This is a genomic window from Modestobacter caceresii (assembly GCF_000761485.1).
GTDB lineage: Bacteria > Actinomycetota > Actinomycetes > Mycobacteriales > Geodermatophilaceae > Modestobacter > Modestobacter caceresii.
In genome coordinates this window covers 229,767-255,501 of sequence record NZ_JPMX01000118.1, presented here as the reverse complement: position 1 = coordinate 255,501, position 25,735 = coordinate 229,767, and the positions used below count along the sequence as shown (strand labels likewise).

At 75.9% G+C, this 25,735-nt stretch carries 21 protein-coding genes; 11 read left to right on the top strand and 10 right to left on the bottom strand.

Annotation, left to right across the window (positions count from 1 at the left end; all coding sequences use genetic code 11):
* Window positions 1-17: 17 nt before the first annotated feature.
* Together IN07_RS21855 and IN07_RS21850 are read right to left on the bottom strand one after the other, a co-directional pair.
* Window positions 18-1,160 carry an outer membrane protein assembly factor BamB family protein gene (locus IN07_RS21855; protein ID WP_036340375.1) on the bottom strand — a complete coding sequence of 381 codons (1,143 nt, stop codon included), beginning with the start codon at window positions 1,158-1,160 and terminating at the stop codon, window positions 18-20.
* Between the two features lie 46 nt (window positions 1,161-1,206).
* A complete protein-coding gene (locus IN07_RS21850; RefSeq protein WP_231558525.1) occupies window positions 1,207-3,012 on the bottom strand; it encodes a DEAD/DEAH box helicase in 1,806 nt (601 codons plus the stop codon).
* A 266-nt stretch (window positions 3,013-3,278) separates the two neighbouring features.
* Here IN07_RS21850 and IN07_RS21845 point away from each other — a divergent pair, with 266 nt between their 5' ends.
* The gene (locus IN07_RS21845) at window positions 3,279-3,953 is read left to right on the top strand and encodes a ferritin-like fold-containing protein (protein WP_036340372.1); all 675 of its coding nucleotides are present in this window, start codon (window positions 3,279-3,281) and stop codon (window positions 3,951-3,953) included.
* A 70-nt stretch (window positions 3,954-4,023) separates the two neighbouring features.
* On the opposite strand, the gene IN07_RS21840 is transcribed toward IN07_RS21845, so the two are convergent.
* Together IN07_RS21840 and IN07_RS21835 are read right to left on the bottom strand one after the other, a co-directional pair.
* Window positions 4,024-4,254 carry a DUF3107 domain-containing protein gene (locus IN07_RS21840; RefSeq protein WP_036340369.1) on the bottom strand — a complete coding sequence of 77 codons (231 nt, stop codon included), beginning with the start codon at window positions 4,252-4,254 and terminating at the stop codon, window positions 4,024-4,026.
* 101 nt (window positions 4,255-4,355) lie between these two features.
* On the bottom strand, window positions 4,356-5,006 hold the full coding sequence (locus IN07_RS21835; RefSeq protein WP_052091612.1) for a TetR/AcrR family transcriptional regulator: 651 nt from the start codon (window positions 5,004-5,006) through the stop codon (window positions 4,356-4,358).
* 93 nt (window positions 5,007-5,099) lie between these two features.
* Here IN07_RS21835 and IN07_RS21830 point away from each other — a divergent pair, with 93 nt between their 5' ends.
* From IN07_RS21830 to IN07_RS21785, 10 genes are all read left to right on the top strand, one after another.
* Window positions 5,100-6,140 (top strand): alpha/beta fold hydrolase, encoded by a 1,041-nt coding sequence (locus IN07_RS21830; protein WP_052091611.1) that lies wholly within the window; start codon window positions 5,100-5,102, stop codon window positions 6,138-6,140.
* A gap of 75 nt (window positions 6,141-6,215) precedes the next feature.
* A complete protein-coding gene (locus IN07_RS21825; RefSeq protein ID WP_231558524.1) occupies window positions 6,216-7,139 on the top strand; it encodes a DUF3152 domain-containing protein in 924 nt (307 codons plus the stop codon).
* Between the two features lie 123 nt (window positions 7,140-7,262).
* Complete coding sequence (locus tag IN07_RS21820; RefSeq protein WP_081975606.1) at window positions 7,263-8,210, top strand: ABC transporter ATP-binding protein; 948 nt, start codon at window positions 7,263-7,265, stop codon at window positions 8,208-8,210.
* Window positions 8,207-9,850: an ABC transporter permease gene (locus IN07_RS21815; protein WP_036340364.1), complete on the top strand. Its 1,644-nt coding sequence runs from the start codon at window positions 8,207-8,209 to the stop codon at window positions 9,848-9,850. Before IN07_RS21820 ends, IN07_RS21815 begins: the two co-directional genes overlap by 4 nt.
* A 109-nt stretch (window positions 9,851-9,959) precedes the next feature.
* The gene (moeZ, locus tag IN07_RS21810; protein ID WP_036340362.1) at window positions 9,960-11,120 is read left to right on the top strand and encodes an adenylyltransferase/sulfurtransferase MoeZ; all 1,161 of its coding nucleotides are present in this window, start codon (window positions 9,960-9,962) and stop codon (window positions 11,118-11,120) included.
* A 129-nt stretch (window positions 11,121-11,249) separates the two neighbouring features.
* Window positions 11,250-11,837 carry a TIGR03086 family metal-binding protein gene (locus tag IN07_RS21805; protein ID WP_064972469.1) on the top strand — a complete coding sequence of 196 codons (588 nt, stop codon included), beginning with the start codon at window positions 11,250-11,252 and terminating at the stop codon, window positions 11,835-11,837.
* Between the two features lie 98 nt (window positions 11,838-11,935).
* Entirely contained in the window at window positions 11,936-12,955 is a 1,020-nt protein-coding gene (locus tag IN07_RS24275; RefSeq protein ID WP_156119328.1) for a hypothetical protein, read from the top strand.
* Between the two features lie 10 nt (window positions 12,956-12,965).
* Window positions 12,966-13,283 carry an MGMT family protein gene (locus tag IN07_RS21795; RefSeq protein WP_036340357.1) on the top strand — a complete coding sequence of 106 codons (318 nt, stop codon included), beginning with the start codon at window positions 12,966-12,968 and terminating at the stop codon, window positions 13,281-13,283.
* Window positions 13,284-13,359: 76 nt separating this feature from the next.
* The gene (locus IN07_RS21790; RefSeq protein ID WP_156119327.1) at window positions 13,360-16,590 is read left to right on the top strand and encodes an ATP-dependent helicase; all 3,231 of its coding nucleotides are present in this window, start codon (window positions 13,360-13,362) and stop codon (window positions 16,588-16,590) included.
* Window positions 16,587-19,946, top strand: a complete 3,360-nt coding sequence (locus tag IN07_RS21785) for an ATP-dependent helicase (protein ID WP_231558523.1) — start codon at window positions 16,587-16,589, stop codon at window positions 19,944-19,946. The genes IN07_RS21790 and IN07_RS21785 overlap by 4 nt, the downstream gene beginning before the upstream one ends.
* A 21-nt stretch (window positions 19,947-19,967) precedes the next feature.
* On the opposite strand, the gene mnhG is transcribed toward IN07_RS21785, so the two are convergent.
* From mnhG to mbhE, 6 genes are read right to left on the bottom strand one after another with little or no spacing between them, the layout of a single operon-like run.
* Window positions 19,968-20,321, bottom strand: a complete 354-nt coding sequence (gene mnhG / locus IN07_RS21780) for a monovalent cation/H(+) antiporter subunit G (protein WP_036340354.1) — start codon at window positions 20,319-20,321, stop codon at window positions 19,968-19,970.
* Complete coding sequence (locus IN07_RS21775) at window positions 20,318-20,575, bottom strand: monovalent cation/H+ antiporter complex subunit F (RefSeq protein WP_036340351.1); 258 nt, start codon at window positions 20,573-20,575, stop codon at window positions 20,318-20,320. The genes mnhG and IN07_RS21775 overlap by 4 nt, the downstream gene beginning before the upstream one ends.
* Window positions 20,576-20,578: 3 nt before the next feature.
* On the bottom strand, window positions 20,579-21,001 hold the full coding sequence (locus tag IN07_RS21770) for a Na+/H+ antiporter subunit E (RefSeq protein ID WP_052091609.1): 423 nt from the start codon (window positions 20,999-21,001) through the stop codon (window positions 20,579-20,581).
* Window positions 20,998-22,545, bottom strand: coding sequence for a monovalent cation/H+ antiporter subunit D family protein (locus IN07_RS21765; RefSeq protein WP_036340348.1), 1,548 nt, complete (start codon window positions 22,543-22,545; stop codon window positions 20,998-21,000). The genes IN07_RS21770 and IN07_RS21765 overlap by 4 nt, the downstream gene beginning before the upstream one ends.
* On the bottom strand, window positions 22,542-22,916 hold the full coding sequence (locus IN07_RS21760) for a sodium:proton antiporter (protein ID WP_081975605.1): 375 nt from the start codon (window positions 22,914-22,916) through the stop codon (window positions 22,542-22,544). Before IN07_RS21760 ends, IN07_RS21765 begins: the two co-directional genes overlap by 4 nt.
* Window positions 22,913-25,711 carry a hydrogen gas-evolving membrane-bound hydrogenase subunit E gene (gene mbhE / locus IN07_RS21755; protein ID WP_064972468.1) on the bottom strand — a complete coding sequence of 933 codons (2,799 nt, stop codon included), beginning with the start codon at window positions 25,709-25,711 and terminating at the stop codon, window positions 22,913-22,915. The genes IN07_RS21760 and mbhE overlap by 4 nt, the downstream gene beginning before the upstream one ends.
* Window positions 25,712-25,735: the final 24 nt, after the last annotated feature.

Sequence of the window (25,735 nt, the reverse complement as noted above, 5' to 3'; positions counted from 1 at the left end):
CGCGCCGCAGTGCGTGACTACGTGTGTGCGACCACCGCGGTGTCGGTGGCGTAGACCACGACCGGGCCGACCAGCGACGTGCGCCCCCCGGCCGGGACCTCGTCGGCGGTGGACCAGCGCTGCAGCTCCGTCCCGTCGGCGAGGCTGCGCTGCACGAAGGCCCCCGCCTCGGGCACGGTGACGGTCTCCGCACCGGTGGCGGGCAGCCCCAGGGCGGGCACCTGCCACCGCGGCAGCCCGGTCGTCCGGTCCAGGGCCAGCACCTGGCCACGTGCCCAGAGCAGGGCCACGTCGGCGACGCCGACCTGCTGCAGCGGCTCGGTGCCGGCGTGCTGGCCCTCCGGCAGGGCCGGCAGCTCCACCTCGGTCAGCAGTGCGCCGTCGGCCGGGGAGAGCACGTGCACCCGGTCGCCGACGACGACGTCGACCAGCCCGTCGACCCCGGCCAGTCGGGCGGTGTCGCTGCCGACCTCGAGGTCGCGGGTCCAGAGGACGTCGCCGGCGAACCCGTCGAGCAACCGGACCTGCACCGCCCCCAGCCCGCTACACCGCTGCAGCACGACCACGCCGGAGCTGCCGACGTCGGACCCGACGATCCGGCAGCCCTCCGGCGGCGCGTACCGCCAGCGGGTGTTGTCGCCCACCGGGTCGATCGTGACGATCCCGGTGGGGCTGCTGGCGAGCAGGATCTGGTCGGTGGCGGCCAGGTCGACGTCGGTGCGGAAGCGGACGTTGCGGTACCACTCCCGGGCGCCGGTCGAGGCGTCCAGGCCGGTCAGCTCGTTGCACCGCCCGGTGGTGCGGAAGGCCACCACCACGATGCCGTCGACCGCGGTCGCGTCGCAGAGGGTCGCGTTGGCCCGCCGGTAGTGCCAGGCCTCCTCGCCGGTCGCGGCGTCCAGCATGGCCACGCCGCGCTCGTCGGTGACCAGCACCCGACCGCTCTCCACCGCCTGCCGGGGCGCCGGGCCGGTGGCCGCCGTCCACGCCTGCGTGAGCTCGGCAGCCGGTGCCTCATCCGGGACGGCGGCCGGCTCCGCCGTCGTGCGTGAGGTCGCCGCGACGTCGGAGGTGCGCCACAGCAGGACGGCGACGGCGGCCACCACGAGGGTGACCGCCGCCCAGACCCACACCCGCAGGGGCGGGCTGAGAGACCTCACGGAAGACCTGCTCCTGACGCGGTGACCTGTTCGTCGGGTCCGCTGCTCAGGCTGCGGACTCGGAGCCGCCGCTCCCGCCGCGGCCACCGCGGCGACGACGTCGCCGGGGCCGGCCGCCGCCCTCGCCGGCGTCGGTGGACCCGGCCATCGCGGGGGCGTCCCCGTCGGTCGTCGGACCGTCCATCGCCGCTGCTGCTCCCGCGGCGGCGGCGCCGTTGCCCCGGGTGCGCTGCCGCGGGCGGCTCTTGGGCGGCCCGACCGTGGGCTGGTCGTCCTCGGGGGCGGGGCCGGTGCGGCCGGGGCCGGCGGAGTTGCCGCCGGTGCGCTGGCGCTTGCCGGTCTCGCCGAGGTCCTCGAGGGTCTCCGCGCCCAGGCCCTCGCGGGTCCGCTGCGCGCGGGGGAGCCGCCCGGTCGCCGTCGTCGGGACGTCGAGGTCGGTGTAGACCCACGGCGAGGTGGAGTAGGTCTCCGGCGGCTCGGCGAAGTCGAGCTCCAGCGCCTTGTTGATCAGCTGCCAGCGGGGGATGTCGTCCCAGTCGACCAGGGTGACGGCGACGCCGGTGCTGCCGGCCCGGCCGGTGCGGCCGATCCGGTGTACGTAGGTCTTCTCGTCCTCGGGGCACTGGTAGTTGACGACGTGGCTGACGCCGGTGACGTCGATGCCGCGGGCGGCGACGTCGGTGGCGACGAGCACGTCGACCTTGCCGGCCCGGAACGCGCGCAGCGCCTGCTCACGAGCGCCCTGGCCGAGGTCACCGTGCACGGCGGCCGCGGCGAACCCGCGGTCGACGAGCTCGTCGGCGACCTTCTGCGCGGTGCGCTTGGTGCGGCAGAAGACCATCACCAGGCCGCGGTCGCGGGACTGCAGCACCCGGGACAGCAGCTCGGGCTTGTCCAGGTTGTGCGCCCGGTAGATGAACTGCGTGGTCTGCGGGACCGTCGAGCCCTCGTCGTTGCCGTGCGCCCGGATGTGCGTGGGCTGGGTCATGAACGACCGGGACAGCGTGACGATCGGGCCGGGCATGGTCGCGGAGAACAGCATCGTCTGCCGCTTGTCCGGGACCATCGCCAGGATGCGCTCGATGTCGGGCAGGAAGCCCAGGTCGAGCATCTCGTCGGCCTCGTCCAGGACCAGACCGCGGACCTTGCCCAGGATCAGGTCGCCCCGCTGCGCCAGGTCGAGCAGCCGGCCGGGGGTGCCGACGACGACCTCCACGCCGGCCTGCAGCGCGGCGACCTGCGGCTCGAAGGCGCGGCCGCCGTAGATGGCCTGCACCCGGATGCCGCGCTTGGCGCCGGCGGCGGACAGGTCCCGGGAGACCTGCACGCACAGCTCACGGGTGGGGACGACGACGAGGGCCTGCGGCACGCCGTCGCCGCCCTCGGCCGGGGGGACGACGCGCTGCAGCAGCGGGACGCCGAAGCCCAGCGTCTTGCCGGTGCCGGTACGGGCCTGCCCGATCAGGTCGTTGCCGGCCAGGGCGAGCGGGAGCGTCAGCTCCTGGATGGCGAAGGTGCGGTGGATCCCGACCTCGGCCAGCGCGGCCACGATGTCGGGGTGCACGTCGAAGTCGCTGAACAGCGGGCTGTCGGGAGCGACGGGTGCGCCACCCAGCTCCTCGACCTGCTGCTCGAGCTCCTCGGGAGCGGGCGCGCCGGTCTCGGCGTGCTCCAGCTCCGGAGCGGCGGGGGTGCTGCTGGCGGTGGGGGTGTTCTCGGTGGAGGTCAGTTCTCTCGCCTCGGTCTGGTGGGGGACCGCGGTGCGTCGTCGGTGCCTGAGCTCGGTCTCGAGCTCCGGCGTTGCCCGACTCGCTCGCCGGTCCCGGGGTCGGTTCCGGGATGTTCGATCCAAGCGCCGACGCGGCCAGCAGACCGGGCGTCGAGTGCAGACTGCCCGGGAGACGGCCCTCGGGGGGCCGGCCTCGAGGAGGTGATCCGGCGGTCATCAGCGCACACGGAGGTTGCGCAGGAACAACGAGCCTGGCGGCTCGCCGATTCCATCCTAGCGTGACCTGCCCGTTAACCTCGCTGCGCTGCCGTGCGACACGGGCGCCGACGGCGTCGAGCGGCCGCCGGCGGCGCGCTCGGAGCGCCGGTGGGGCGCGAGGAGGGGGAACCGTGACCAGCGTCGAGGAGGGCTCCAGCCGGCCGGCCGGTCAGTCGGCGGTGATCGACCTGCTGGGCGTGCTGGCCTACGCCGAGCTGACCGCGTTCGACCGGCTCGCCGAGGACGCCCGGCTGGCGCCGACGCTCGAGGGCCGGGCCGCCCTCGCCCGGATGGCGGCGGCCGAGATCGGGCACCACGATCGGCTGACCCAGCGACTGCGTGAGCTCGGCGTGGACGTGGCCCAGGCGATGACCCCGTTCGTCGCCGCGCTGGACGCCTTCCACGACGGCACGCGGGCCAGCACCTGGCTGGAGGGGCTGGTCAAGGCCTACGTCGGCGACGGGCTGGCCACCGACTTCTACCGCGAGGTCGCGGCCTTCCTGCCGCAGCCGGACCGGGCGCTGGTCGAGGAGGTCCTCGACGACACCGGGCACGCCGACTTCGCGCTCCGGGAGGTCCGGGCCGCCATCGTCGCCGACCCCACCCTGGCCGGCCGGCTGGCGCTGTGGGCCCGGAGGCTGGTCGGTGAGGCGCTGACCCAGTCCCAGGCGGTCATCGCCGAGCACGAGCAGCTGGCCGACCTGCTCATCGCCGGCACCGGCGACCTGACCGGGGTCGCCCGGCTGCTCCAACGGCTCACCACCGCGCACTCGGCCCGGATGCAGGCCCTCGGCCTCAACCCCTGAGCGGGGCCCGGGACGTGCGACAGGGCGCCGCCGCGGTGCGGCGACGCCCTGTCGGCGTCCGTGCGGTCGATCAGCTGCTGATGAAGCCCACCCGGCGCTGGTCGGCCTCGGCGATCTCGACGTAGGCGATCCGGTCGGTCGGGACGACGATCCGCCGACCGCGTTCGTCCACCAGCGTGAGCAGGCCGTCCTTGGACCCGGTCATGGCCTTGGACACCTCGGCCGCGATCTCGTCCGGGCTCTTGGGGCTGTCGATGACCAGCTCGCGGGGGGAGTGTTGGACACCGATCTTTACTTCCACGCGGGGATGCCTCCTCAGGTCCGGCTACTGGCCACCCACGCTAGTCCAGCCCGGTGGGAGGCGGCCGGTCCAGCGGGTCCGCCGTCAGCGAACGTCGGCGGTCAGTCGGTGTCCTCACGCAGCGGGAAGCCCGACATCCCGCGCCAGCCCAGGGACGACGCGAGGGCCACGGCCTCGTCCCGGGACAAGGTGCCCTTGCGGGCGAGCCACCACCGCGCGCTCGTCTCGGCCAGCCCGGTCATCCCCGCGGACAGCAGCAGCGCCCGCTCGGGGTCCGCGCCGGTCTCCATCGCGATGACCTCGGCGATGGCCTCGATGCACTGCCGGGCGCCGCGGTCGGCGATCCGCCGGACGTCGGGGTCGTTGCGCAGGTCGGACTCGAACACCAGCCGGAACGCCTCGCCGTCGGCGTCCACGAAGTCGAAGTAGGCACCGACGGCGCCGTTCACCCGCTCGCGGTTGTCCTCCGTGCCCGCCATGGCCTCGCGGACCCGGTCGGTGAGCTCGTCGACCTGCTGCTCCAGCAGCGCCAGGTAGAGCTCCCGCTTGCCCGGGAAGTGCTGGTAGAGCACCGGCTTGCTGACCCCGGCCCGATCGGCGATGTCGTCCATCGCCGCGGCGTGGAACCCCTGGGCGACGAAGACGTCCTGCGCGGCCCGCAGCAGCTGCAGCCGCCGGGCACCCCGCGGCAGGCGGGCGGTGCGACGGGCGGCCGGCGGCGCGGGCACGGGTACGGGTCGGCTGGGTCGCATGGCCCGACGATGCTACCGGCGCACCGGGCGGAGGACGTCCCACCCCGGCCGGTCGCGGCAAGGGGGTCGGCGCGGTGTTCTACCGTCGGGTAGGTGACCGACGCCCGGCTGTCCTCGGTGCCGCTGCCGCGGCCCGGTGCCCTCCTCCCACCCTGGCCCGGTGCGATGGTGCCGGTCACCGGCGGTGAGGTCTTCGTCCGGCACACGCCCTGGTGCGGCCCGCTGCCCGGCAGCGACCTGGTCGAGGCGGAGGTGCCCCACGAGCGGGCGCTCTACGTCCACGGGCTGGGTGGCGCCTCGACCAACTGGACCGACCTGGCTGCGTTGCTCGCCGTCCGCTTCGACGGCTGGGCGCTGGACCTGCCCGGGTTCGGCCAGTCGGCGCCGCCGCCCCGCTACTCCATCCACCGGCACGTCCAGGCCGTCGTCGACGTCCTGGAGTGGATCGTCGCCCGGCCCGGCCCCGGGCAGGGGCGTCCCGTGCACCTGGTGGGCAACTCGCTCGGCGGCCTGGTCAGCGTGTGGGTCGCCGCCCGCCGGCCGGACCTGGTCGCCACCCTCACCCTGATCTCCGCGGCCATGCCGGTCTACCGGGTGCCGGCGGCGTTCGACCGGGCGATCGCGCTGGTGCTGCTGCCCGGCGTCCCCGCGCTGGCCGAACGGCGGCTGGCCGGCGCCAGCCCGGAGCAGCGCGTCCGCGGGCTGCTGCAGATGTGCTTCGGCGACCCGAGCCGGGTGCCGCCGGAGCGGGTCGCCGAGGCGGTGGAGGAGACCCGGCGGCGGGACGAGCAGCCCTGGGCGGGTCAGGCGCTCACCCGCAGCCTGCGCGGTCTGATGAGCTCCTACCTGCGGGTGGGACGGGCGAACGCCTGGCGGATGGCCCGGTCGGTGCGGGCGCCGTCCCTGGTGGTGTGGGGTGACCGGGACAAGCTGGTCGACCCGGAGCTCGCACCGCGGCTGGCCGAGGTGCTCCCCGACGCCCGGTTGCAGGTGCAGGCGGGCATCGGGCACCTGGCGATGCTGGAGGCACCCGAGCCCACGGCCCGCGCGGTCCTCGGTCTGGCCGAGGACGCCGCCGGTGACCGCGCGACCGACCCCGTCGGCGGGAACGACCTCCCGGCCGGACAGGTGTGACCGGCGGTCCGGGAACGGCGCCGCGCCCGGCCGACGTCCTCCCGGAGGTCGGTGCGTCGTGAGAGCCTGGCCGCCGTGACGAGCTCGGGACCCCGCCCGTCCGGACGGCGCCCGGCAGGCGAGCCGCTGGTCGCCCGCCGTGACCCCGCCCCGTCCGCACGTCCCGCCGTGCTGCCGCGCGGCCGGTTCCGCCGGTTCGTCCGCCGGTACGGCTGGCGGGCCTACGCCGTGCCGTTGCTGTCCATCGCGACCGTGCTCGCCCTGATCGACGTCGTCCGGCCGGGCGGTGGCGAGGGCCCCACCCCGACGTCGACGGCCGAGGCTGCCGTCGACGCCTCCGCGCCGGCCACCCCGATCGCCCCGCAGGTCACCGAGGCCGAGGGGGAGGGCGTGCCGGCCGACGTGTCCAGCACGTCGACGGCGCCGCCGGCGGACACCGTGCCCGCGGCGCCGACCTACGTCGAGCAGGGCACCGGGAGCGTGAGCGTGGTCGACGGCACGTCCGCGGTGTACGGCACCGGGCCGCTGGAACGCTTCGTCGTGGAGGTCGAGGACGGCATCGGCGTCGACGGCGCCGCCTTCGCCGCCGCGGTCGAGGGCATCCTCGGCGACCCCCGGTCCTGGGGCGCCGGCGGCCGGCTGTCCTTCCAGCGGGTGGGGGCTGCGGAGGCCGCGGCCGGTGCGTACGAGTTCCGGGTCAGCCTGGTCAGCCCGGGCAGCATGGAGATCTACTGCCCGGGCGTCGGCACCGGCGGCTACACGTCCTGCCGCTACGGCGAGCGGGCGGTCATCAACCTGGCCCGCTGGGAGACCGCCGTCCCCGACTACGGCGGGGAAGTCCCCACCTATCGGCAGTACGTGGTCAACCACGAGGTCGGGCACGCCCTCGGCAACGGCCACGAGCAGTGCCCCGGCGCCGGGCAGCTGGCCCCGGTGATGCAGCAGCAGACCCTCGGCCTGCAGAGCTGCCTGAAGAACGCCTGGCCGTACCCCTCCTGATCCTCCGGATCACCCCGCGCCACAAGCCGTTCCCCGCGGGGGTCCAGCAGGTCTAACGTGCCTGCTGGTGCGCCGGGAAGCCTGGTCGGCAGTCGTGTTCCCGACTGCGATCGGAGGGCCCCGATGCCCACCTCTCCCACTGCTGTGCCCGCGCTGCGCGCCGCGCACCTGAGCAAGCGCTTCTCCCGGACCGTCGCCGTCGACGACCTGTCGCTGGCGGTGCCACCCGGGGAGGTCTTCGGCTTCCTGGGCCCGAACGGCGCCGGCAAGTCCACGACGATCCGGATGGCGCTGGGACTGCTGCGCCCCTCCGGTGGTCACGTCGAGGTGTTCGGCGTCCCGGCACACGACGTCGGCCGCGCCCACCGGCACCTGGCCTACGTCCCCGCGGACGTCGCGCTCTGGCCGGCGCTGACCGGGCGGGAGTGCCTGGACCTGCTCGACGGCGTCGGCCCGGGCACCGACCTGGACTACCGGGCCGAGCTCGTCGAGCGGTTCGCGCTCGACCCGGACCGGCGGGCTCGCACCTACTCCACCGGCAACCGGCAGAAGGTCGCGCTGATCGCGGCCTTCGCCACCCGCGCCCCCCTGCTGGTCCTGGACGAGCCGACCAGCGGGCTGGACCCGCTGATGGAGCGTGAGTTCCGCCGCTGCGTGGCCGAGGCGGCCGGGCGCGGCCAGACGGTCTTCCTGAGCTCGCACCAGCTCGCCGAGGTCGAGGCGGTCTGCGCGCGGGTGGGCATCCTGCGCGAGGGCCGGCTGGTGGAGGTCGCCGGGTTGCCGGAGCTGCGGCGGCTGCGCCGCTCGGAGATCAGCGTCACCCTGGCTCGTCCGGCTGCCGCGGGAGCCGGCCTGACCGGGGTCGACGGCGTCGCCGACCTGCGGTGGAGCTCACCGCTCGAGCTGACGATGACGCTGGCCGGCCCGCCCGCCCCGGTGCTGCGTGCGCTGGCCGACCTGGACGTCGTCGCCCTCGACGTGCGGGAGCCCTCCCTGGAGGAGCTCTTCCTCGACTTCTACGGCGACACCGCCGGCGGCCACCGGTCCGCCGGCGAGGAGGTGCGGGCATGACCACCGGCACCGCGCCGGCCCCGACGGCGTCCGCGGCCGGGTGGACGCCGGAGCCCGGGCCGGCCGGCCGGGCGGTGACCGCACTGGCCGTGCGGTCGGTCCGCCGCGGCGCCGTCCTGGTCACCGCGGTCGCCGCCGGGATGCCGGCGCTGGTCGCGGTGCAGCACCGGCAGCTGGACCAGGAGCTGGCCGGGGCGTCGCTGGCGGCGCTGGCGGAGAACCCGGCCATCCGCACCCTGTTCGGCCCACCGGTCGCCCTCGACGACCCGGGCGGCTTCACGGTGTGGCGCACCGGCACGGCGATCGCCGTGCTCGTCGGCGTCTGGGCGGCGCTCGCGACGACCCGGATGACCCGGGGCGAGGAGGAGGCCGGCCGCTGGGACCTCCTGCTCGCCGGCCCGGCGCGGCTGCCGGCGGTGCTGCTGCGGCACCTCGCGGTGCTGCTGGGCGCGAGCGCGCTCGTCGGCGTCGCGACGGCCGCCGGCCTGGTGCTGGCCGGCACCGCCACGACCGGCGCCGTGCTGTTCGGCGCGCTCATCGGTGGCACCGGGATGGTGGGCGCGGCACTGGGCGCGCTCGCCGCCCAGCTGCTGGCCGAGCGCCGGGCCGCGGCCGGTCTGGCGGTGGGGGTGCTGCTGGCCGGTCTGCTGGCGCGGATGGTCGCCGACGGGGTGCCGGCGCTGGGCTGGCTGCACTGGCTGAGCCCGTTCGGGCTGCTGGGCCGCAGCGCCCCGTTCGCCGCCGACCGGGTGCTGCCGCTGCTCGTGCTGGCCGCCGCGGTCGCGGTCCTCGTCGCGGCGGCAGTGACGGTCTCCGCACGGCGGGACGTTGGCAGCGGACCGTGGCGCCGGCCCGGCGCCGTCCGGCCCGGCGCCCGGCGACTGCGGTCCCTGCCCGGGCTGGTGGCCCGGCACACCGGCCGGCCGGTGGTGGGCTGGGGTGCGGCCGTGGCGGCCTACTTCGCGCTCATCGGCCTGCTGGCCACGACGATGACCGACTTCCTGACCGAGAACCCGCGCTTCGCCGAGCTGGCCGCCCAGGCCGGCTTCGCCGAGTTGGGCAGCGTCCGCGGCTACGTGGCCTCGCTGTTCACCCTGCTGGCCGTGCCGGTCGGCGCGTTCGTCGCCAGCCGGGTCGCCGCCACCGCGGCCGACGAGGTCGCCGGGCGGTTGACGTTGCTCTACTCGCTGCCGGTGCGCCGGGTCCGCTGGCTGGCCACCGAGCTGACCGGGGTCGCCGTCGGTGCCGTGCTGCTCACCGGTGCGGCCGGGCTGGCGACCTGGCTGGGCGCCACCTGGGTGGGCGCCGACCTGTCCGCGGGCGCCGCACTGGCGGGGGTGCTCAACGTGCTGCCGGTCGTGGCGGTGTGCCTGGGTGCGGCGGTCGCGGCGCTGGCGTGCGCGCCGGCCGCCGTCCTGCCGCTGGGGGTGCTGCCGGCCGCCGGTGGCTACCTGCTGCTGGTGCTCGCCGACACCCTGAGCTGGCCGGGCTGGGTCCGCGGTCTGTCGCCGTTCGCCCACCTGGCGGCCGTGCCGGCCGAACCGGTGGACGTGCCGGGGCTGGTCGGGCTGCTGGCCGTCGCCGCGGTGCTGACCGCCGGGGGGCTGACCGGCTACCGGCACCGCGACCTGCGGGGATGACCCCCGGGCCGGACGCGGGAAGAGGGCGGCGTGCCACGCTGTTGGGCAGAGCAGGACACCGGCCTCTGGAGCCGGTCAGCCCTGTGACCACAGTTGTGAGGAGCGCTCCGTGCAGTTGCCACCCCTGGTGGAGCCCGCCGCCGACCTGTCGATCGACGAGGTCCGCCGCTACAGCCGCCACCTGATCATCCCCGACGTCGGGATGGACGGACAGAAGCGGCTCAAGAACGCCAAGGTGCTGGCCGTCGGCGCCGGTGGCCTCGGCTCGCCGGTGCTCATGTACCTGGCCGCGGCCGGTGTCGGCACGCTCGGCATCGTCGAGTTCGACACCGTCGACGAGTCGAACCTGCAGCGCCAGATCATCCACGGGCAGTCCGATGTCGGCCGGTCCAAGGCCGAGAGCGCCCGTGACTCGATCAAGGAGATCAACCCGCTGGTCGACGTGCGGCTGCACGAGACCCGGCTGGACTCCTCCAACGTCGAGGAGATCTTCAGCCAGTACGACCTGATCGTCGACGGCACCGACAACTTCGCCACCCGCTACCTGGTGAACGACGCCTGCGTGCTGCTGGGCAAGCCCTACGTCTGGGGCTCGATCTACCGGTTCGACGGCCAGGTCTCGGTCTTCTGGAACGAGCACGGGCCCAACTACCGCGACCTCTACCCGGTGCCGCCGCCGCCCGGGATGGTCCCCTCCTGCGCCGAGGGCGGTGTGCTGGGCGTGCTCTGCGCGACCGTCGGCGCCATCCAGGCCACCGAGGCGGTCAAGCTCATCACCGGCATCGGCGAGACGCTGCTGGGCCGGCTGATGGTCTACGACGCCCTGGAGATGACCTTCCGGGAGATCAAGGTCCGCAAGGACCCGGAGGGCGAGCCGATCACCGGCCTCATCGACTACGAGGCGTTCTGCGGCGTCGTGTCCGAGGAGGCCCAGGAGGCCGCCGCGGGTTCGACGATCACCGTCGACGAGCTCAAGGACATGATGGACGCCGGCAAGGACTTCGAGCTGATCGACGTCCGGGAGCCCAACGAGTACGAGATCGTCTCCATCCCGGGCGCGAAGCTGATCCCCAAGGACGAGATCCTCTCCGGCCGGGCGCTGGCGCAGCTGCCGCAGGACAAGCCGATCGTGCTGCACTGCAAGACCGGCGTCCGTTCGGCCGAGGCGCTGGCCGCGGTCAAGAACGCCGGCTTCAAGGACGCCGTGCACGTCCAGGGCGGCGTGACCGCGTGGGCCACCCGCATCGACAAGGCACTGCCGACCTACTAGAAGGACCCCCGTCCTCCCCACCCTTCGCAAGCTCAGGGCGGGTCCCTGGACGGGGGCCGTTCCAGCACGTCACCTGGGCCCCGGTACGCCACTGCGCGTGCCGGGGCCCGGCTGCGTTCTACTGAGGGCATGCCCGATCCCCGCCGTGCGGACCTCCTGATGCGGTACCAGCGCGCCCAGGCGCAGTTCACCGACCGGGTGGACGCCGTCGAGGCCGGCGAGTGGGACGCCCCCGCGCTGCCGGAGTGGAGCGTCGTGGACCTGGTGGCCCACCTGACCGGCGAGCAGCTGTGGGTCCCGCTGCTGCTGGCCGGGGAGTCGCCGGACGCCGTCGGTCCCCGGGTCCCGACCGACCCGGCCGAGCTGCTGGGTGAGGACCCGCTGTCGGCCTGGGAGTCCGCGGCCGACGCCGCGCTGACCGCCTGGGCCGCCGACGACGCGCTGTCCCGCACCGTGCAGCTGTCCTCCGGGCCGGCCCCGGCGAGCGACTACCTGATCGAGATGACCGTCGACCTCACCGTGCACGCCTGGGACCTCGCCCGGGCGGTCGACGGGGACACCGAGCTGGACCCCGAGCTCGTGGCCGAGGCGTTCCGCTACGCCGAGGAGCACCTCGGCGAGGACGGGGCGCCCGGGGTGTTCGACGCCCCGGTCGAGGTGCCGCCGGGCGCGGACCTGCAGACGCGCCTGCTGGCCCGGTTCGGCCGCCGGGCCTGACCGCCCTGGCGGACTCGCCGTCGGTGCGGCACCCGGGCCGGCCGGGACCCCCGCGGCCTAGGCTGCCGTCCCGACACAGCCGAGCCGGAGGTCGCACGATGAGCCAGCCACCCCAGGGCCCGCCCCCGTACGGCCCGGACGGGTCGTCGCCGTCGGGTGGCCGGCCGCCGCAGGGCGGTGGCTGGGGTCAGCAGCCGGGTCAGCCCGGCGGCTGGGGGCAGCCGGCGCCCGGGCAGCCCGGCGGGGGCTGGGGTCAGCAGCCGGGGCACGCCGGTGGTGGCTGGGGGCAGCAGCCGGGTCAGCCCGGCAGCTGGGGCCAGCCCGGGCCGGGGCAGCCGCCCGGCGGGTACGGCCCCCCTCCCGGTCCCGGGGGCTGGGGTGCGCCCCGCCCGCCCGGCTACGGCGACCAGCCCACCCAGGTGGGCGGGTTCGGCGGCCCCGGGTGGGGCGCCCCGGGCGGGTCGAGTGCCTCCGGTGGTGACGACGACCGCAAGAAACGGACCACCGTCCTCGTCATCATCGCGGCGCTGCTGCTGCTCGTGGTCGTCGCGGTGGTGCTCACGCTGACCCTGACCGGGGACGACGACGCCCCTGAGCCGACGGCCGCCGGGACCAGCCCGTCGTCGTCCGCTCCGTCCGCGTCGTCGTCCGCGCCGACCAGTCCGCCGGCGCCGGCGCCGGACGACCTGCTGGCGCAGCTGCCCAGCGACTTCGCCGACTGCCAGGAGCGGGGACTCCGCGGTGACGGGGACGTCGCGGCGGCGGAGTGCGGGCCCGCGCTCACCCAGCCGGGCCCGGCCGGTGCGGTCTACCACCAGTACCCGGACGTGCCCACGCTGGACTCGGTCTTCGCCGCCGACGCCGCCGAGCTCGGGGTCGGCGAGTGGTCCGGGGACGACGACTGCTCGACCACCACCGGCTACGGCGAGTGGACCTACCCCGACGGCGTCACCGGTGGCCTGGTGGCCTGCGCCCTGCTGCCCGACGGCGACGCGGTGATCGTCTGGACCGACGACGAGTACCTGATCGAGGGTGCGGTCCACGCCCCCGCGACGACGCAGGACGAGGTCGCCGACCTGTACGAGTGGTGGACGCTCAACAGCGACTTCACCGGCTGAGGTCGGCACCGTGCGAGCTCCCGGACCCGAGCCGCGCTCGGCGGAGGACGTCGACGAGGCCGTCTACGACGTGGTCGAGGCGATCCCGCCGGGGCGGGTGAGCACCTACGGCGCGATCGGGCGCCTGGTCGGGGTGGGACCGCGCCGGGTCGCCCGGGCGCTGTCCGCCGGTGGCGCGGCCGTGCCCTGGCACCGGGTGGTGCGCGCAGACGGGACGGCGGCCGAACCGGTCCGGGTGCGGCAGCTGGAGCTGCTGGCCGGGGAGGGGGTGCCGCTGCGCGGTGCCCGGGTCGACCTGGCCGCCGTGGGCTGGCCGGACGAGGTCTGAGCCGGACTGCCTGAGCCGGACTGTCGTACCCCCGTGGTCTCATCGGGGTGTGCGGGGGGAGGCGGGCAGTCAAGCGGTGGTCACGACCGAGTCGTCGGCGGGTGTCGCGGGGCCGGTGTACCGGCTGGTGCAGCCGGAGCCGGAGCCGGTGGTCCGCCCGCAGCTCGACCCGACCCAGCAGGCGGTGGTCGACCACCGGGGCGGTCCGCTGCTGGTCCTGGCCGGCCCCGGCACCGGGAAGACCACCACGATCGTCGAGGCGGTCGCCGCGCGGATCGACGCCGGCGCCGACCCCGAGCGGCTGCTCGTGCTCACCTTCAGCCGCAAGGCCGCGGCCGAGCTGCGCACCCGGATCACCGCCCGAGTCGGGCGCACCATCCGGGAGCCGGTGGCCCGCACCTTCCACTCCTACGCCTTCGGGGTGCTGCGCCGGGCCGCGGTGCTGCGCGGTGAGCCCGCCCCGCGGCTGCTGACCTCTGCGGAGCAGGACGCCGTGCTGGCCGAGCTGCTGCGCGGCGACGCCGACGAGGAGGGCGCCGTCCGCTGGCCCGCCGAGCTGGCCGCCGCGCTGGGCACCGACGGCTTCCGGGACGAGCTGCGCGAGCTGCTGCTGCGGGCCACCGAACGGGGCATCGACAGCCGGCGGCTGTCCGCCTGGGGGCGTGAGCGCGGGCTGCCGCACTGGGAGGCCGCCGCGGACTTCCTCCGGCAGTACCAGGACGTCTCGTACTTCGCCACGGTCGCCCGCGGCGGCGCCTCCGGCTACGACCCGGCCGAGCTGGTCCGCACCGCCATCGACGAGCTGCGCGACGACCCGGAGCTGCTGCGCACCGAGCGGGAGCGGGCGGGCTGGCTGTTCGTCGACGAGTACCAGGACACCGACCCGGCGCAGGTCGAGCTGGTCGAGCTGCTCGCCGGGGGCGGGGGTGACCTGGTCGTCGTCGGCGACCCGGACCAGGCGATCTACGCGTTCCGTGGCGCCGAGCCGCGCGGGATCATCGACTTCCCGAGCCGCTTCCGGCACCGCGACGGCCGGCCGGCCGACCGGCTCTCCCTGGGCGTCTGCCGCCGTTCGGGCGCCGAGCTGCTCGCCGTCAGCCGGCGGGTCGCCGAGGGGCTGCCGGGGCCGTGGGAGCACCGCCGGCTGCAGGCGGGGGAGCACACCGCTCCCGGCACCGCCGAGGTGCACGTCTTCGACTCCCCGTCCACGGAGGCCGCCTTCCTCGCCGACACGATGCGCCGCGCGCACCTGCTGGACGGCGTGCCGTGGTCGCAGATGGCGGTCGTGGTCCGGTCGGCCACCGCCGGCCTCGGCCCGGTCCGCCGGGCGCTGGGCCAGGCCGGGGTGCCGGTCGCCGTCTCCGCCGACGACGTCGCGCTCGCCGGCCAGCCCGCCGTCCAGCCGCTGCTGGCCGCGCTCACCGCGCTGCTGCCGGCCGCGGCCGACACGGCTGCGGACGCCGAGCCGCCGGCGGAGACCGGGCTGGACGAGCCCGGCGCCGAGGCCCTGCTCGCCTCCCCGCTGGGTGGGGCGACGGTGCTGGACCTGCGGCGGCTGCGCCGGGCGGTCCGCCGCGAGCTGGCCACCCGGGGTGAGGACCCGGCGGTCCGGGGGGCGCCGCTGGCGGCGGTGCTGGCCGACGCCACGCTGCTCGACGCACTGCCCGAGCACCTGGCCCGGCCGGCGCTGCGGGTGGCCCGGGTGCTGTCGGCCGGCCGGCTCTCGCTGGCGGCCGACGGGAGCGCCGAGGACGTCCTGTGGGCGATGTGGCAGGCCAGCGGGCTGGCCAACCGGTGGGCCCGGGCCAGCGCCGCCGGGGGCCCCTCGGGTGCGGTGGCCGACCGCGACCTGGACGCCGTCGTCTCGCTGTTCGACGCCGCCGCCGGCTTCGTCGACCGTCTCCCGCACGCCACCGTGGCCGCGTTCGTGCAGCACCTGGGCGCCCAGCAGCTGCCCGGTGACAGCGGTGCCGCGCGGGCACCGATGGGGGAGACGGTGCGGCTGCTCACCGCCCATGCGGCCAAGGGCCTGGAGTGGGACCTGGTCTGCGTCGCCGGGGTGCAGGAGGGGATCTGGCCCGACCTGCGCAGCCGGGTCAGCCTGCTCGGCGCCGAGGACCTGGTCGACGCCGCCGGTGGCACCGACCCGGCCACCCTGGACCGGCGCACCCAGGCGATGGCCGAGGAGCGGCGGTTGTTCTACGTGGCCTGCACCCGAGCGCGGCGCCGGCTGCTGGTCACCGCCGTCGACGGCGCGCTGGACGGCGGTGACGCCGGGGCGACCGCCTCACGGTTCCTGGACCTCGTGGCGCCGGCCCCGGCCGAGGGGGACGGCGCGCGCCCGCACACCCCGCTGCCCCGGCAGCTGACCCTGCCCGCGCTCGTCGCCGAGCTGCGCCGGCACCTCACCGACCCGCACACGCCGCCGGCCCGCCGGAGCAGCGCTGCTGCCGTGCTGCGCCGGCTGGCCGCGGAGCGGGTGCCCGGGGCAGACCCGGCCGGCTGGTGGGGGCTGGCACCGCTGTCGGACGACGCACCGCTGGTCGACCCGGCCGAGGTGGTGCCGGTGCGGCCCTCGGCGATCGACACCTTCCAGCGGTGCCCGCTGCGCTGGGTGCTCGGCGCGGTCGGTGCGGAGGCGGCCCCGGAGGCCACCCGCACGGTGGGGTCCGCGGTGCACGACGTGGCCCAGCAGGTGGCCGAGGGGCTGCCGCCCGCCGACGCCCCCGCCGTGCTGGACACCGAGCTCGACGGGCTGGACCTGGGTCCGGGCTGGTTCGACCAGCGCCAGCGGGAGCGGGCCCAGGAGATGCTGACCAAGTTCCTGGCCTGGCACACCCGCGCCGACCGGGAGCTGATCGCCGCGGAGGAGGACTTCGACGTCACGGTCGGCCGGGCCCGGCTGCGCGGGCAGGTCGACCGGCTGGAACGCGACGCCGAGGGGCGGCTGGTCGTCGTGGACCTGAAGACCGGCAAGACCGCGCCCCGGGCCGTGGAGGAGCACGGGCAGCTGGCGGCCTACCAGCTGGCCGTCACCGAGGGCGCCTTCGCCGAGCACGGCACCGCCACCGGCGGTGCGGCGCTGCTGCAGGTGGGCGGCGCGCAGAAGGCGGCCAAGGAGCACGTGCAGCCGCCGCTGCCCGTCGACGTCGACCCGCGGGAGAGCTGGGCGGGCGAGCTGATCGCCGAGGTCGGCGCGGGCATGGGAGCGGGGCAGTTCGTGGCGCGCACCGACACCGACTGCGAGCGGTGTGCCTTCCGCCGCAGCTGCCCGATGCAGGAGTCCGGCCGGCAGGTGACCCGGTGACGCCGCGGGCCGCTGCCGGTGACGGGCAGCTCAGCTTCGACCTCCCCGGCATGGTGCCGGTCGCCGCGCCGGAGCCGCCGCGGCTGCTGACCCCCGCCGAGACCGCCGCCCGCAGCGGCGTCGGCCACTCGCCGTCCCCGGAGCAGGCCGGCGTGGTCGCCGCTCCCGTCGACCGGCCGCTGGTGGTGGTCGCCGGCGCAGGGTCGGGGAAGACCGAGACGATGGCCGCCCGGGTCGCCTGGCTGGTCGCCAACCAGCTCGTCGCGCCGGAGGCGGTGCTCGGCCTGACCTTCACCCGCAAGGCGGCCAGCGAGCTCAACGCCCGGGTGCGCAAGCGGCTGGCCGCGCTCGCCGAGCACCCGGACACCGACCCGGCGCTCCGGGAACGGCTCGCCGTGGCGGCACCGACGGTGGCGACCTACCACGGGTACGCGGCCAGCATCGTCGCCGAGCACGGGCTGCGGATCGGCGTCGAGCCCGGGTCCGGCGTGCTCGGGCCGGCCATGTGCTGGGGCCAGGCGGCGACCGCCGTGGCGGCGCACACCGGCGACATGAGCGACGTCGCCCTGGGCCTGGTCACCACCACCGAGGACGTGCTCCAGCTCGCCGCCGAGCTGGGGGAGCACGACATCACCCCGGACGCCCTGCGGGCCTGGACGGCGCGGTTCGAGTCCCAGCTGCGCGGCTACGCAGACGCCGGGCGGAAGAAGGGGCCCTACGCGGAGGTGCTCAAGCTGGTGGCCCGGCAGCGGGCCCGGGTCGCCCTGCTGCCGATGGTCGAGGCGTTCCAGGCGCGCAAGCGTGCGGCCGGGGCCATCGACTACGCCGACCAGGTGTCCCTGGCCGCCCGGGTCGCCGTCAGCTCCGCCGAGGTGGGCCGGCGGGAGCGCGCCCGGTGGCGGGTCGTGCTGCTGGACGAGTACCAGGACACCAGCGTCGGTCAGCTGCGGATGCTGGAGGCGCTCTTCGGTGGCCCGGGCGGCCACCCGGTGCTGGCCGTGGGTGACCCGCGGCAGTCCATCTACGGCTGGCGGGGCGCCTCGGCCGGGACGATCGAGCGGTTCGCCCGCACCTTCCCCGGCACCCCCGAGCGCCCGGCCGAGCGGCTCACCCTGTCCACCAGCTGGCGCAACGACCAGGCGGTGCTGGCCGTGGCCAACACGGTGGCCGCCGCGCTGCCCGAGCCCGAGCAGCCGCTGCCGGACCTCCAGCCCTCCCCGGTCGCCGGTCCGGGTGCGGTGCACTGCGGGCTGTACGACACGGTCGCCGAGGAGACCGAGGCGCTCGCCGACCGGCTCGAGCAGTGCTGGAAGGGCTCCGAGGACGCCGCGCCGGGGGCTCCCGCGGCGCGGCCGACGATCGCCGTGCTCGCCCGGCGCCGGGCCCAGCTGCCCGGCATCGCCGCCGCACTGCGCGCCCGTGGCCTGCCGGTCGAGGTCGTCGGGCTGGGCGGGCTGCTGGACGTGCCCGAGGTCTCCGACGTGGTGGCCACCCTGCGGGTGCTGGTCGACCCGAGCGCCGGCGACGCGCTGGGCCGGCTGCTCACCGGCGCCCGCTGGCGGATCGGGCCGCGCGACCTGGCGGCGTTGGAGGCGCGGTCCCGGGCGCTGGTCCGGGAGCGCCGCACGCCGTCCCCCGAGCCGGTCGAGGAGGGCACCCCGCCGGCGGCCGGCGCCCCGGCGAGCCCGGTCCTGCCGCGGGAGCGCGGGAGCATCGTCGAGGCGCTCGACGACCTCGGCCGCCCCGACGCGTACTCGCCCGAGGGGCACCGGCGGCTCCGGCGGCTGGCCAACGAGCTGTCCGGGCTGCGCTCCCGGCTGGGTGAGTCGCTGCCCGACCTGGTCGACGAGGTGGTCCGCAGCCTCGGCCTGGAGACCGAGCTGGCCAGCCACCCGGACGTGACCCCCGGCGGCGCCCGAACGCACCTGGACGCACTGCACGAGGTCGCCGCCGAGTTCTCCGAGCTCGCCGAGCTGCCCTCGCTGCCGGCCTTCCTCGGCTACCTCGCCGACGCCGAGGTGCGGGAGCGCGGCCTGGAGCCCGGTGAGGTGGCCGTCAACCCGGAGGCGGTCCAGCTGCTCACCGGGCACTCGGCGAAGGGCCTGGAGTGGGACGTCGTCGCGGTGCCCGGGATGACCGTGGGGCAGTTCCCCGCCAAGGGCGACGCTTCCGACTCCTGGATCCGCGACCCCGGCGCGGTCCCGGTCGACCTGCGGGTCACCGACCGCGCCGAGCTGCCGCGGCTGCACCTGCCGGTCCCCGGTTCCGGTGACCAGGCCGCGGTCCGCGACGCCCTGGCCGACTACGTCGAGGAGTGGAAGGACTTCGGGCTGGCCGAGGAGATCCGGCTCGGCTACGTGGCGGTGACCCGGGCCAAGCACCTGCTGCTGTGCTCGGGCAGCTGGTGGCGCGACGGCAAGACCGTCTGCGGGCCGTCGTCCCTGCTGCTGGCGGTCAAAGGCGCCTGCGAGGACGGCGCCGGTGTCGTCGACGCGTGGACCGAGCCCCCGGCGGACGACGCGGAGAACCCCGCCCTGGCCGAGTGGCCGGTGGGCGTCTGGCCGGCCGACCCGCTGTCGACCGGCCGCCGCCGGTCGCTCACCGCCGCCGCCGACCTGGTCGCCGGCACCGAGCCGCACCCGCTGACGACCCAGGCGCTCGGCGCGACCGACGACCCGCTGGTCGCCGAGTGGCTGCGGGACGCCGACCTGCTGCTGCGCGAGCGGGCCGAGCACTCCCGCGGCACCGTCGACGTCCCGCTGCCCGCCCACCTGTCGGTCTCCGCGCTGGTGGCGCTGCGCCGCGACCCCGGTGAGCTGGCCCGCCGGCTGCGCCGGCCGATGCCGGCCGCGCCGGCACCGCTGGCCCGGCGGGGCACCGCCTTCCACGCCTGGCTGGAGGAGCGCTTCGGTGCTGCCCGGCTGATCGACCTGGACGAGCTGCCCGGCAGCGGCGACGCCGGCGCGGCCCCCGACGCCGCGCTCACCGCGTTGCAGGAGGCCTTCCTGGCCGGGGAGTGGGCAGACCGCCAGCCGGTGGACGTCGAGGCGCCGTTCGAGACACCGCTGGGGCCGCTCACCCTGCGCGGCCGGATCGACGCCGTCTACGCCACGCCCGACGGTGGCTTCGAGGTCATCGACTGGAAGACCGGCCCCGTGCCGGGGGCCGCCGAACTCGCTGCCGCCGGCGTCCAGCTGGCCGCCTACCGGCTCGGCTGGTCCCGGCTGACCGGCGTGCCGGTGGAGCGGGTCAGCGCCGGCTTCCACCACGTCGCCGCCGGGGTCACGCTGCGCCCGGTCGACCTGCTCGACGAGGACGGCCTGCTCGCCCTCGTCACCGGGCGCCCGGCCGGCTGAGGGTGCGCGCGGCTCGGTGCCTCACGCGCGGTCGGCCCCGCCCTCCGGGCCGGGAGCGTCCCGCTCGTCGCGGACGGTCGACGGAGCCAGCGGTGCGCCGGACAGGTGCGCGGCCTCGGCGATCTTGTAGCCCGCGATGGGCACGGTGAACAGCTGCAGGGCGATGGCGACCAGCAGGGTCACCACCGCCGACACCCCCGGCGCGAGCACGACCACGCCGAAGAGCACGCAGACCAGCCCGAGGCTCGCCGCCTTGGTGGCTGCGTTGGCCCGGTTGTAGACGTCCGGCAGACGCACCAGGCCGACCCCCGCTGCGCCGATCAGCAGGACGCCGACGATCGCCAGGCCCTGGCCCAGCACGCTCTGTAGGGTCATCGGGACCGCTCCGCGACCAGCCGCGCGAACGCCACCGTGGAGAGGAAGCCGACCAGCGTCGCGACGAGGACCAGGTCCAGCAGCGCCGGTGTGCGCAGCCGCACGGCCAGCACGGCGATGCCGGCGACGACGACGACGAAGCCGTAGTCGACGGCCAGCGCCCGGTCGGCGTCAGTGGGTCCGGCCCACAGCCGCCAGGTGGCGACCAGCAGGCACAGGGCCAGCACGACGAGTGCTCCGTCCAGCACGAACACCGTTCAGCTCCGGCGGTCGTCGTCGGGGGCCCGGTCCTCGGGCTGCTCGGTCACCGGCCGCCAGGCAGTCAGCATCTGGTCCTCCAGGTCGCTCAGTTCGGCGCGGAACGCGTCCGGGTCCCCGGCGTGCATCCCGTGCACGGTCAGCAGCCGCCGTTCCCGGTCCAGTTCGATCGGCAGCGTGCCGGGGGTCAGGGCGATCAGGCTCATGAACGACGCCACCTCGAAGGGTGTCCGGCTGCGCACCGGGATCACCACCACGGCCGGCGCCACCTGGAGCCCGGGGGTCAGGACCTCCCGGGCGACCGCGAGGTTCGCGCGCAGGAACCGGAGGAGGAACTGCACGGCGAAGGCGGTGACCCGCCAGACACGCAGGGCACCGCGCTGCGGCAGCGAGGCCGGACCGGCCCCGGGGTGGGCGCTCATCGCCCGGTCACCGCCGCCACCCAGGCAGCGGGGTCGGCCAGGTCGGCACCGGCCACGGTGCTGAACGAGAGCAGCGGCTCGGCCCAGAGCCCGAGCACGACGGCGGCCGCGGCCAGGAACAGCGGCGGGGCGAGCACCAGCGGCCGCACCCGGCTCCCGAGGGCGCTGGCCACCGGAGAGGCACCGCCGTCCGCGGCCGAGGCCTCGCCGGGCTCCGCGTCCCCGTCCGCGCCGGGCTGCTCGGCGGGCGGCTCCCAGAAGACGCCGTTCCACAGCTTCACCATCGACAGCAGGGTCAGCAGGCTCACCCCGACGAGGAGGGCCACGGCCAGGTACTGCCCGGCCGCGGCGGCCGCCGAGGCCAGCCCGAGCTTGGCGACGAACCCCGACAGCGGTGGGATGCCCGCCAGCGTGAGCGCGGAGACCGCGAAGACGCCGGCCAGCAGCGGTTCCCGCCGAACCAGGCCGCCGAGCCGGTCGAGGTCGCCGGTGCCGTAGCGGTGCTCCACCACCCCGGCGCACATCAGCAGGGCCGTCTTGACCAGCACGTACTGGACCAGGAAGAACACCGTGGCGCTCAGCCCGGCGGCCGTGGACAGGGCCAGCCCGACGAAGACGTAGCCGATCTGGCTCACCATGTGGAAGGTGAGCACCGGCCGCATCGCGTGCTCGCCGACCGCGCCCAGCACGCCCACCACCATGGTCAGCAGGGCGACGGCCATGATCACCCAGAGGTACCGCGGGGTGCCTCCGTAGACGACCGAGTACAGCCGGATGACCGCGTAGACCCCGACCTTGGTGAGCAGCCCCGAGAAGAGCGCGGCGACCGCGGGGCCGGTCCGTGAGTAGGTCTGCGGCAGCCAGCCGTGCAGCGGCACGACCGCCGACTTCACGCCCAGCGCGAGCAGCACGACCGCCCCGGCGAACCCGACGGCCGGCGACGACTCCGCGGCGCCGGCCAGCTCACCGAGGTTCACGGTGCCCGCGACGCCGTAGAGGAGACCGACGCCGGCGAGCAGGACGGTGGAGGCCATCAGGCTGATGCTCACGTACAGCCGGGCGGCGGCCAGCCGCTCGGCCCCGCCGCCCGCCGCGAACAGCAGGTAGCTCGGCACGAGCATGACCTCGATGAAGACGAACAGGTTGAACAGGTCCGCGGTGAGCACTGCGCCGGAGACCCCGGCCAGCAGGACCAGCACGAGCGGGACGAACGCCGGGTCCTCGTCCTCCCCCAGGGCCGCGGCGAAGGGCAGCGAGACGAGCACCAGCAGTGAGGTGACCGCCAGCATCACCGCGCTGAAGGTGTCCGCGGCGAAGACGATCGCGATGCCCGGCTGCCAGCCACCCAGCTGGAGCACGGGCACCGCACCGTCCGACGTCGCGGCCAGCAGGGACCCGGCGAAGACCAGCACCCCGCCGGCGGCGGCCGGCCCGGCCACCCGGTCCAGCCGGGTGGTGTGCGGCCACAGGTGGTGCACGAGCGCCAGCAGGCCGGCCACCAGCAGCGGCCCGGCGACGGGCAGGACGAGGAGGCCGCCGGTCACGACGGCCCACCCTCGGTGCGCTGGTCGGCGGCCTCGCCGCCCCGGTCCGCGTCCTCCCCGGGGAACGGCTCCCCGGTCGTCGCACCCGGGTCGCCCGCCCGGGCCAGGGCGAGCATGTACACGGTGATCCCGAAGGTGATGACCACCGCGGTCAGCACGAAGGCCTGGGGCAGTGGGTCGGCGGCTCCGTCGGCGTCGGCCTCCCCGAGCAGGGGGACCCCGCGTCGCTGCATGCCGCCGGCGGAGACCAGCAGGACGTTCACCGCATGCCCGAGCAGCACGAAGCCCAGGACGACGCGGAGCAGCCCCCGGCGCAGCAGCAGGAAGACCCCGGAGGCCACCAGGAGGCCCACCACGAGCGCGGCGGTCACGGCGCCCGCTCCGGGACCCGGCCGGCGACCAGGGGACCGACGGCCGCGGAGCTGGTGCTCGGCGGGTCCGGTTCGTCGTCGTCGGCGAGGGCCGGGTGCTCCAGCCGCGTGACGGCGGCCGCGAGGAGGCCCAGCACCAGCAGGTAGACGCCGAGGTCGAACAGGAACGTGGAGCCGATCCCGAGAGCGTGCAGCAGCGGGAGCTCGACCGGGGTCAGGAACGCCTCGCCCTGCACGGTGGGCAGTGCCCCGATGGCCACGGTGAGCACCAGGCCGGCGCCGGCGAGCCGGTCCGGCCGGGTCAGCCGGCCCAGCAGCGTGTCCGGCCCGGAGGTCAGCTGGCTCAGTGCGATCGCGGCCCCGGCGACCAGGGCGGCGATGAAGCCACCTCCGGGCTCGTCGTGCCCCCGCCAGAGCAGGAAGGCCGAGAGCGCGAACATGCCCGGCACCAGCACCCGGCTGCTGACCTCGAGCACGGCGTCCCGCCGGTGGCCGGCCGGCGTCCCCGGCGCGGGGGCGCGGCGCCGCTCGGAGCGGCCGAGGACCAGGGCCGTGCCCAGCGCGGTCGTGCCCAGCACGACGGCCTCGCCGAGGGTGTCCAGGCCCCGGTAGTCGACCAGGATCGTGTTGACGACGTTGGTGCCGCCGGTCTGTTCCTCCGTGGAGGTCAGGAAGTGCTCCCCGACCGCGGAGAGCTCCCGCCGACCGGTGAACGCGAGGGTGGCCAGCGCCGCGGCCACGCCGGCGCCCAGCGCCAGCGCCGCGGCCGGGACGGCCTCGCGCCGCGGGGTGCGCACGAGCCGGCCCGGGACCTCCCGCAGCACCAGGACCGCCACCACTGCCGTCATCACCTCGACGAGCATCAGGGTGAGCGCGACATCGGGCGCGCCGGCGAGCAGGAACCACGTCGCCACGAGCAGGCCGGTGACGCCGACCAGGCCCACCGCCGCCATGGTCGAGCCGGTCAGCACCGCGGCGAGCACCACCACGGTCAGCAGCGCTGCGACCACCCAGTCGAGGGGGCGGTCGGTGTCGGCGCGGCCGGGCAGTCCGCCCACGAGGACGGTCCCCACGACCGCCAGCGCGACCAGCGCCACCAACGGGCGGCTGAGGTGGGCGGCAGGGGAGGAGGTGCGTTCCGGCCCGCCCACCACGTGCCCGAGCGCGATCACCCCGTCGTGCGCCCGGTCGAACAGCCGCCCGGCGTCGGGGAGGCGGAGGCGCTGCAGGGACCGGTCGACGGGGGCGCGGAACGCGAACAGGACCAGGCCGAGCACGATCGTCAGCGCGGACATGGCCAGTTCCGGGCTGAGCCCGTGCCAGAAGTACACCTCCGGGGGGTCCCCGGCCGGGGCGACGTCGCGGGCGGCCGAGACGATCATCGGGCTCAGCACGCTGACCGCGGGGCCGAGCACCAGGCCGAGCCCCGCGGCGACGGCCCCGGGCAGCAGGAAGGCCGCCGGGGGCTCGGAGACCTCGGCGTGCTGTTCGGAGCCACCGAAACCGCCGTGCACGATCCGGGCGGCGTAGGCGAACGTCAGCACCGACGCCGTGACGCCGAGGGCCAGCGCCACCGGGCCGGCCCACGGGGCGCCCTCGGCCTCGAGCAGCCCCATGAACAGGTACTCCTTGCTCACGAAGCCGAGCATCGGGATGACCCCGGCCAACGAGAGGGCGGCCAGCACCGTCGTCGCCGCGGTGACCGGCATGGCCCGCCACATGCCGGAGAGCTCCCGGATGTCGCGGGTCCCGGTCTCCTCGTCGACGATCCCGGCGAGCATGAACAGGGTCGCCTTGAACAGCGCGTGGGCGAAGGTGTGCAGGACGGCGGCCGCCAGTGCCTCCGGCGTCCCGACGCCGATGACGGCGACCAGCAGGCCCAGCTGGCTCACCGTCGAGTAGGCGAGGATCCCCTTCAGGTCGTTCTCGCGCAGGGCCAGGAACGCCCCGGTCACCGCCGTCAGCAGGCCGACGCTGATCAGCGCCGTGGACCACGCGGCCTCGTCGGCGAACAGCGGCGAGAAGCGCAGCAGCAGGTAGATGCCGGCCTTGACCATCGTCGCCGAGTGCAGGTAGGCGCTCACCGGCGTCATGGCCACCATCGCGCCGGGCAGCCAGGAGTGGAAGGGCAGCTGGGCGGACTTCGTGCACGCCGCCAGGACGAGGAGCCCCCCGATCGGCCAGGCCAGCCCGGAGTCCAGCACCCGGTCGGGCTCGGCGAGGATCGTCGCCAGGTCCGTCGTCCCGGCGGCGACCGTGAGCAGCACCACCGCGGCGAGCAGCGCCAACCCGCCGGCCGCGGTGACCAGCAGGGCCTGCCGGGCCGGACGGGCAGCGGCGGCCCCGGCGGTGGAGATCAGGAAGAAGGAGCAGACCGTGGTCAGCTCCCAGAAGACGTACAGCAGCACCACGTCGGCGGCCAGGACGAGGCCGAGCATGCTGGTCGCGAAGAGGGTCAGCAGCAGGTAGACGGTCCCGTGCGGCTCGTCGTCGCCGAGGTAGCCGGGGCAGTACGCCATGACCAGGGCGCCGACGCCCAGCACGATGAGGCAGAAGACGCCGGCGACCCCGTCCAGCCGCAGCGAGAGCGAGACGCCCAGCGACGGCAGCCACTCCCACGACGCGGTCTCCGTCCGGCCGTCCAGCACCCGCGGGGCGGCCGAGGCGAGCAGCGCCCCGACCGCCAGGTAACCGACGGCCAGCGGGTAGCCGGTGGTGCGGCCCAGACGCCGGGCCAGCAGCGGCGCGGCCGCGGCGAGCGCGAGCATGCCGAGCAGGGCGAGGGCGAGGAGCACCGGTCAGTCGTCACCCGGGCAGGT

What these genes read in the sequence shown, in the direction of transcription:
- IN07_RS21820 (WP_081975606.1), top strand. Translation starts at nt 7,263, where the DNA reads ATGCCCACCTCTCCCACTGCTGTGCCCGCGCTGCGCGCCGCGCACCTG.
- IN07_RS21835 (WP_052091612.1), bottom strand. Translation starts at nt 5,006, where the DNA reads ATGCGACCCAGCCGACCCGTACCCGTGCCCGCGCCGCCGGCCGCCCGT.
- IN07_RS21815 (WP_036340364.1), top strand. Translation starts at nt 8,207, where the DNA reads ATGACCACCGGCACCGCGCCGGCCCCGACGGCGTCCGCGGCCGGGTGG.
- IN07_RS21770 (WP_052091609.1), bottom strand. Translation starts at nt 21,001, where the DNA reads ATGAGCGCCCACCCCGGGGCCGGTCCGGCCTCGCTGCCGCAGCGCGGT.
- IN07_RS21805 (WP_064972469.1), top strand. Translation starts at nt 11,250, where the DNA reads ATGCCCGATCCCCGCCGTGCGGACCTCCTGATGCGGTACCAGCGCGCC.
- mnhG (WP_036340354.1), bottom strand. Translation starts at nt 20,321, where the DNA reads ATGACCCTACAGAGCGTGCTGGGCCAGGGCCTGGCGATCGTCGGCGTC.
- IN07_RS24275 (WP_156119328.1), top strand. Translation starts at nt 11,936, where the DNA reads ATGAGCCAGCCACCCCAGGGCCCGCCCCCGTACGGCCCGGACGGGTCG.